Source organism: Bacillus sp. FJAT-18017, assembly GCF_001278805.1.
GTDB lineage: Bacteria > Bacillota > Bacilli > Bacillales > Cytobacillaceae > Bacillus_D.
Genome location: NZ_CP012602.1, coordinates 3184935 through 3192500, shown reverse-complemented (window position 1 = coordinate 3192500; position 7566 = coordinate 3184935). Strand labels below are relative to the sequence as shown.

The 7566-nt window shown below is 44.7% G+C and carries 6 protein-coding genes and 2 rRNA genes (1 of these 8 cut by a window edge); 6 read left to right on the top strand and 2 right to left on the bottom strand.

All coding sequences use genetic code 11. From position 1 onward, the window contains the following. The 5 genes from AM500_RS14960 to AM500_RS14940 all read left to right on the top strand — a co-directional run. A 23S ribosomal RNA gene (locus AM500_RS14960) occupies positions 1–1949 on the top strand (it extends 985 nt beyond the left edge of the window). Positions 1950–2021: 72 nt separating this feature from the next. Next, positions 2022–2138: ribosomal RNA gene (gene rrf / locus AM500_RS14955) — 5S ribosomal RNA — on the top strand. A gap of 436 nt (positions 2139–2574) precedes the next feature. After that, a complete protein-coding gene (gene miaB / locus AM500_RS14950) occupies positions 2575–4122 on the top strand; it encodes a tRNA (N6-isopentenyl adenosine(37)-C2)-methylthiotransferase MiaB (RefSeq protein ID WP_053599934.1) in 1548 nt (515 codons plus the stop codon). Continuing rightward, positions 4123–4566: a YlbF/YmcA family competence regulator gene (locus AM500_RS14945; RefSeq protein WP_053599933.1), complete on the top strand. Its 444-nt coding sequence runs from the start codon at positions 4123–4125 to the stop codon at positions 4564–4566. It begins immediately after the preceding gene. A gap of 367 nt (positions 4567–4933) precedes the next feature. Continuing rightward, positions 4934–5476, top strand: coding sequence for an outer spore coat protein CotE (locus AM500_RS14940; protein WP_043929867.1), 543 nt, complete (start codon positions 4934–4936; stop codon positions 5474–5476). 89 nt (positions 5477–5565) lie between these two features. Here the strand turns inward: AM500_RS14940 and AM500_RS14935 are convergent, their stop codons facing one another. Beyond that, positions 5566–6480: a 4Fe-4S dicluster domain-containing protein gene (locus AM500_RS14935; protein WP_053599932.1), complete on the bottom strand. Its 915-nt coding sequence runs from the start codon at positions 6478–6480 to the stop codon at positions 5566–5568. A 157-nt stretch (positions 6481–6637) separates the two neighbouring features. Between AM500_RS14935 and AM500_RS14930 the strand changes: the two genes are divergently transcribed. Continuing rightward, a complete protein-coding gene (locus AM500_RS14930) occupies positions 6638–6844 on the top strand; it encodes a hypothetical protein (protein ID WP_053599931.1) in 207 nt (68 codons plus the stop codon). A gap of 37 nt (positions 6845–6881) precedes the next feature. Here AM500_RS14930 and AM500_RS14925 read toward each other — a convergent pair whose 3' ends face one another. Continuing rightward, positions 6882–7328 carry a cupin domain-containing protein gene (locus AM500_RS14925; protein WP_053599930.1) on the bottom strand — a complete coding sequence of 149 codons (447 nt, stop codon included), beginning with the start codon at positions 7326–7328 and terminating at the stop codon, positions 6882–6884. Between the last annotated feature and the right edge of the window lie 238 nt (positions 7329–7566).

Below are 7566 nucleotides of genomic sequence, written 5' to 3'. Positions count from 1 at the left end.
GGGAGTCAGACTGCGAGTGATAAGATCCGTAGTCAAAAGGGAAACAGCCCAGACCACCAGCTAAGGTCCCAAAGTATACGTTAAGTGGAAAAGGATGTGGAGTTGCTTAGACAACCAGGATGTTGGCTTAGAAGCAGCCATCATTTAAAGAGTGCGTAATAGCTCACTGGTCGAGTGACTCTGCGCCGAAAATGTACCGGGGCTAAACGTATCACCGAAGCTGTGGGTGGACACCTTATGGTGTCCGCGGTAGGAGAGCGTTCCAAGGGCGTCGAAGCAAGACCGGAAGGACTTGTGGAGCGCTTGGAAGTGAGAATGCCGGTATGAGTAGCGAAAGATGGGTGAGAATCCCATCCACCGAATGCCTAAGGTTTCCTGAGGAAGGCTCGTCCGCTCAGGGTTAGTCGGGACCTAAGCCGAGGCCGAAAGGCGTAGGCGATGGACAACAGGTTGATATTCCTGTACCACCTCTTCATCGTTTGAGCAATGGGGGGACGCAGGAGGATAGGGTAAGCGCACTATTGGACATGTGCGTCTAAGCAGTTAGGCTGGGAAGCAGGCAAATCCACTTCCCGTGAAGGCTGAGCTGTGACAGCGAGGGAAATTTAGTACCGAAGTTCCTGATTCCACACTGCCAAGAAAAGCCTCTAGCGAGATGAAAGGTGCCCGTACCGCAAACCGACACAGGTAGGCGAGGAGAGAATCCTAAGGTGAGCGAGAGAACTCTCGTTAAGGAACTCGGCAAAATGACCCCGTAACTTCGGGAGAAGGGGTGCTCTTTAGGGTTCATAGCCCTGAAGAGCCGCAGTGAATAGGCCCAGGCGACTGTTTAGCAAAAACACAGGTCTCTGCGAAGCCGCAAGGCGAAGTATAGGGGCTGACGCCTGCCCGGTGCTGGAAGGTTAAGAGGAGGGGTTAGCTCACGCGAAGCTCTGAATCGAAGCCCCAGTAAACGGCGGCCGTAACTATAACGGTCCTAAGGTAGCGAAATTCCTTGTCGGGTAAGTTCCGACCCGCACGAAAGGCGTAACGATCTGGGCACTGTCTCAACGAGAGACTCGGTGAAATTATAGTACCTGTGAAGATGCAGGTTACCCGCGACAGGACGGAAAGACCCCGTGGAGCTTTACTGCAGCCTGATATTGAATTTTGGTACAGCTTGTACAGGATAGGTAGGAGCCTGAGAAGCCGGAGCGCCAGCTTCGGTGGAGGCGTCGGTGGGATACTACCCTGGCTGTATTGAAATTCTAACCCGCACCCCTTATCGGGGTGGGAGACAGTGTCAGGCAGGCAGTTTGACTGGGGCGGTCGCCTCCTAAAATGTAACGGAGGCGCCCAAAGGTTCCCTCAGAATGGTTGGAAATCATTCGCAGAGTGTAAAGGCACAAGGGAGCTTGACTGCGAGACCTACAAGTCGAGCAGGGACGAAAGTCGGGCTTAGTGATCCGGTGGTTCCGCATGGAAGGGCCATCGCTCAACGGATAAAAGCTACCCCGGGGATAACAGGCTTATCTCCCCCAAGAGTCCACATCGACGGGGAGGTTTGGCACCTCGATGTCGGCTCATCGCATCCTGGGGCTGTAGTCGGTCCCAAGGGTTGGGCTGTTCGCCCATTAAAGCGGTACGCGAGCTGGGTTCAGAACGTCGTGAGACAGTTCGGTCCCTATCCGTCGTGGGCGCAGGAAATTTGAGAGGAGCTGTCCTTAGTACGAGAGGACCGGGATGGACGCACCGCTGGTGTACCAGTTGTCTTGCCAAAGGCATCGCTGGGTAGCTATGTGCGGACGGGATAAGTGCTGAAAGCATCTAAGCATGAAGCCCCCCTCAAGATGAGATTTCCCATTCGCAAGAAGTAAGATCCCTGAAAGATGATCAGGTTGATAGGTCAGAGGTGGAAGCGCGGCGACGTGTGGAGCTGACTGATACTAATAGATCGAGGACTTAACCATATTTGATTGCTTCGTGTTCTTCTAATTCTTCCTTTACGATTACCCAGTTTTGAGGGAACAACCCTCATATAGTCTGGCAGTTATGGCGAGAAGGCCACACCCGTTCCCATCCCGAACACGGAAGTTAAGCTTCTCAGCGCCGATGGTAGTTGGGGCGTAAGCCCCTGTGAGAGTAGGACGCTGCCGGGCAACAATAGAAAGACCCCAAAACTTAGCTTTTGGGGTCTTTTTTATATTGAAAACAAAAAACGTAACGCTGTGGTTATTAATTGGGTTTCCCATTCAACCCATGTTTTGTCAGCCTAACCGAAATTTCTCCTTCAACCGCGGCACTTCTAGAAAAACTCCCATTCTGGTCAAAACCTCCAACTGCCTATCCATCAAAATAACATAACTCTCTCTTTGTAGACAGACCTACAAATTAGGTGGTTGTTTGTGAGGGACAATGGCAGATACCGCAGACTACTTCTATTTTCTATTGTTTTAAGCCGATTAACCATTTATACTATAGTAATGTGCACAATTTTATTAAATTTTGTCATTTCATTCAATTAAAATGATAAAAAATTGTTCCAACCACCAATTTATCATCAATTGATAAAATTAAGAAAGGGGCATTGAACCATTGAACGAAAACCAACGCTTAGATTCAAACCAAGCTAATCCAACGGACAAAAAATCCGCCAAGGATTACAGCAAGTACTTTGAAACTGTTTTTGTACCCCCTTCCTTGAAGGATGCAAAGAAACGCGGCAAAGAAGAAGTAAAATATCATAGTGACTTCACCATTTCTGAGGAGTTTAGAGGAATGGGAGATGGCAGGAAGTTTTACATACGGACCTATGGCTGCCAAATGAACGAGCATGATACAGAAGTAATGGCTGGTATCTTCATGGCCCTTGGCTATGAACCGACCGACAAAACCGAAGATGCGGACGTAATCCTTCTTAACACATGCGCAATCCGCGAGAATGCGGAAAACAAGGTATTCGGTGAAATCGGCCACCTGAAGGCATTAAAGATGGAAAAGCCTAACTTGCTCATAGGTGTATGTGGCTGCATGTCCCAGGAAGAATCGGTGGTCAACAGGATTCTTAAGAAGCATCAACATATCGATATGATCTTTGGTACCCATAATATCCATCGACTTCCAAACATTCTAAACGAAGCCTATATGTCTAAAGAGATGGTAGTTGAAGTATGGTCCAAAGAAGGCGATGTCATTGAGAATCTTCCCAAAGTACGCCGAGGGAATATCAAAGGCTGGGTTAACATCATGTATGGCTGTGATAAGTTCTGTACGTATTGTATTGTTCCGTATACACGCGGTAAAGAACGCAGCCGACGCCCAGAGGATATCATTCAGGAAGTCCGCCATTTAGCAGCGCAAGGTTACCAGGAAGTAACCCTTCTAGGCCAAAACGTGAATGCGTATGGTAAAGACTTTGAAGATATCCAGTATGGGCTTGGTGATTTGATGGATGAGATCCGTAAAATCGATATTCCAAGGGTGCGTTTTACCACAAGCCATCCAAGGGATTTCGATGATCGGCTTATTGAGGTTCTTGCAAAAGGCGGAAACCTAATGCCGCATATACACCTCCCTGTTCAATCAGGATCTACAGACGTCTTGAAAATTATGGCTCGTAAATATACTCGGGAACAGTACCTGGAACTTGTCAGGAAGATTAAGGCTGCTATTCCTAATGTGGCTCTTACTACTGATATTATTGTTGGGTATCCGAATGAGACCGACGAGCAGTTCGAAGAAACAATGTCATTATATGAGGAAGTGGGCTTTGAGCTTGCTTATACCTTTATTTACTCTCCAAGGGAAGGAACTCCTGCCGCAAAAATGCAGGATAATGTACCGATGGAAGTGAAGAAGGCAAGGCTGCAGCGCCTGAACAAACTTGTAAATGATCTTTCTGCGAAAGCTTTGAAAGATTATGAGGGCCAAATTGTAGAAGTTCTTGTTGAAGGAGAAAGCAAGAACAACCCTGAGGTTCTGGCTGGTTATACAGATAAAAACAAACTTGTAAATTTCAGAGCTCCAAAAACTTCAATTGGCAAAATTGTAAAGGTAAAAATAAACGAGGCCAAAACATGGTCATTAAATGGGGAAATAGTGGTAGAAACCGATTCGGCTATACCGCTAGTTGAGGTGAACTAAATGGCGAAATTCACTAAAGATGATATCGTTGCCCGCGCAGCAGAATTAGCAAAAATGATAGCCGAAACAGAAGAGGTAGACTTCTTCAAGCGTGCTGAAGCTCAAATTCACCAAAATCCAAAGGTGAGCACATTGATCTCAGATATTAAAGGCCTTCAAAAACAGGCTGTTAACCTTCAGCATTATGGTAAACCTGAAGCCTTAAAAAAGGTTGAAGACAAGATTGCATCTCTTGAAGCACAATTGGATGAGATTCCCGTTGTCCAGGATTTTAAACAATCACAAGTTGATGTAAATGAATTGCTTCAAATGATTGCCAATACGATTTCGAACAAAGTGACTGATATTGTAATTGAGTCAACAGGTGGAGATGTGCTTCGGGGTGAAACTGGCGCCAGCGTAAGCAAGGGCGACGGATGCGACCACGATCACGACCATCATTAATGTAAACAGGCCCTAATATGAGGGCCTGTTTTTTTTGATTTTTAGCTTACCTTGAACTATCTTAAGGCTTCTAGGAACATTACCCTCGGTTATTGGATAGGCATCTCTAGCCAAAATCGACCGGGAGCGAAAAATGCCTCCTTACTAACAAAACCACACAAGAGAATAGTTTATTCCAAGCACGTCTTTCCAAGTAAGTGACTTAATTGCAAACAAGTGATTTCAAGTTTAAATAGGGCAGGAACCTATATTCAGTTATTGCATATGATGAAGCATGCCTAAACATTTATCCAATGCAATTTAATCGCACCCAAGTCTGTGCACACGCATAGGATGAAGTGAAACTGAATGAGGAGGGTTTGCTCGAATGGGAGAATATAGAGAGATTATTACAAAAGCGGTCGTTGCAAAGGGCCAGAAGTTTACTCAGTCTCAGCACACAATCAATCCAACGCACAATCCATCCAGCATACTGGGCTGCTGGATCATTAATCATAAATACGAAGCTAAAAAAGCCGATAAGTGCGTAGAAATTCATGGCTACTATGATGTTAACCTATGGTACTCCTATAACGACAATACTAAAACAGACGTAGCCTATGACCGCGTCCGTTATAAGGATGTCATCAAACTTAAGTACCGGGATAAACATGTAATTGATGATGACAGCATTTTAGCAAAAGTCATTCAGCAGCCGAATTGCTGCGAGGCTGCGATATCCCCTGAGGGTGGAAAGGTGATTGTCCATGTTGAGAGGGAATTTGCCTGTGAAGTGGTAGGGGAAACCAAGATATGTGTTGCAGTTAATCCTGATGGCTGCGACCGGGACGACGAATGGGAATTTGACCTGGACGATGAAGAGTTTGAAGAAATCGATCCGGACTTCCTTGTCGGAAAAGAGGAAGAATAAGCAGCAACTAGGAGGATTTTCTTCCTAGTTTTTCTCTTTTTTGTCCCATTTTCTAACAAACGATTGAAAAGGGCAATCAGCGGCCCTTTTCAATTTCCATATGGGCTAAGGTAGCCGTTTTGGCGTCTATTCTTGCAATGCTCACAGAGTTCATTTGATTCATTAGGCCACGAATAAAAGGCATTACCACAGTGAGAACAAGCCTTTTTGCGAGTCTCCATTCGACTCGTAAGTTCTTTGTGTGCTTTCAAAGAAACTGTGATTGAACTATGAGTACAAACATCTGCGCAAAGTGAGCAGCCGGTGCAATCCTTTTGATTTATGATTATCACTTCATCATCAATTGAAAATACGTGTTCGGGGCAAAGTTTAAAACAAGCCTCGCATACAGTGCAAGTGCTAGAGTCAATTACCGCATTATATAAAGAAGTATCATCAAACATTCCAGGTATATTAAATACACTATGGTTGAACCTCCACTTGGCAGGGGTAATAGTCGTTGCGGCGAGCTTACGGCCCTCATGCACGGCTTTTTGGAAAAATCCCCTTCTTGAATAGCCTGGTTCATTATCTTTGCAGTTTGTTTGGTCGATTATTTTAAAAGCAGGCAGCCTCATTTCAAAGAGTAGCTTGTTTGCAACATTTAGAGATTGTTGATTATTATCTTTATAGGATAATGAATGGACTCCTCTTTTATAAAAATATAGAAGTTCCTCTACACTAGGGAACGATTCTTCGTTGATAAGAAGGACATCATTACATACTGCCCGTTCCGGTGAACGGCCATGGATCGCCGTTTGAGGGCAGACAGGAATGCACGCTCCGCATTTCGTGCAAAGTTGTTCGTTAATAACAGGCTTACCATCGGAAAGAGTAATTGCTTCCACAGGGCAACCGTCAATGCATTTATTGCAGGTACTTTTTCTGCTTAGTGAATGAAGGCACCCAGCTGTAATATCAATTTCGTAAGCAAGGCTCTCCAGCCAGGTTGTCAGCATCCCCATGACCATTCGACCTCCAATCTAATACCTTTATTTTAACGGGAGAATCCAGGTGCAAGAAGTGTTTTGTTCATAATTTCACAAAGTTTTAAAAAGTAGTGACACAAAACATACATAAGACATTTTGCTTTTGAAAAAGCTAGACAGAGGAGGTGCATCCATGACAGAACCTTTCAAGCCAGGTAACGAAAAATTGCCAGATTTTAAGGAACTAGAGGACAGGATGATATCTAAAACAAGAACCAGCGGGCCAACACTGGTCATTAAGACAAATTTGGATCCTGATAATCCGACTGAAGATAATCCTTATTATCAGAATAAAGAGCGCACAGACAAGGAAAAATTCGAGAACTTTTTTTCAGAATGAAAATAGGCAGCAGGCTTCTATAGCCGCTGCCTTTTATCTATAAGTTGAATGATAGTTGATAAAACTCGGTTCCGTTGTTAGCGAAAAAGGGAATCTCCGACAAACCACTTTCCTCATTGCTGCTGCTTTCGTAGTTTGAGGAATATCCAGCGGCCTTGAAATCAGGGCTTGAAGAAACTTGTCTTTTTTCAGTACCAGAAGGGAAAACTAATAAGTCGCCGGGCTTAACTTCAAGGTGGACTTTCCCATCACCGCCTAATTCAAGGGCAGCGCTGCCCTGAATGACACCAAGGACTTCATGGCTGGAGCGGTGGTTGCGATAATACCCGGATACGCCATTGCTCCATTGGTTTACGAGCTCCTGTTCAGTTAAAAGCGAGGTTTCCTTCAATGCTCCAGGATAATACAACACCGGCTTCCCCTGTTTGCCAGGTACATATCGATTCTCCAATAAATAAATGACCTTAACATCCGAATACTTCATTTACAACCCTCCTAAAGTCACTTTTTAAAATTTCCACTTATGTAATTTTTACTAGTGTACTTGATTTAATTCCCGCTTTACGAAATTTTCAAACTAATTGGTAAATCTTACTTTATTTTCCCAATATGAAATTTTAGAGCGAGGCGGGTAAAGCAGGTTTCGGGAATATGGTATAATAGATTGTCGAACTTACTCGAGAAACATAACGTGCTGGAGCTAGATTGTAAAAGCCATAATG

What these genes read in the sequence shown, in the direction of transcription:
- AM500_RS14945 (WP_053599933.1), top strand. Translation starts at nt 4,123, where the DNA reads ATGGCGAAATTCACTAAAGATGATATCGTTGCCCGCGCAGCAGAATTA.
- AM500_RS14930 (WP_053599931.1), top strand. Translation starts at nt 6,638, where the DNA reads ATGACAGAACCTTTCAAGCCAGGTAACGAAAAATTGCCAGATTTTAAG.
- AM500_RS14935 (WP_053599932.1), bottom strand. Translation starts at nt 6,480, where the DNA reads ATGGGGATGCTGACAACCTGGCTGGAGAGCCTTGCTTACGAAATTGAT.
- AM500_RS14940 (WP_043929867.1), top strand. Translation starts at nt 4,934, where the DNA reads ATGGGAGAATATAGAGAGATTATTACAAAAGCGGTCGTTGCAAAGGGC.
- AM500_RS14925 (WP_053599930.1), bottom strand. Translation starts at nt 7,328, where the DNA reads ATGAAGTATTCGGATGTTAAGGTCATTTATTTATTGGAGAATCGATAT.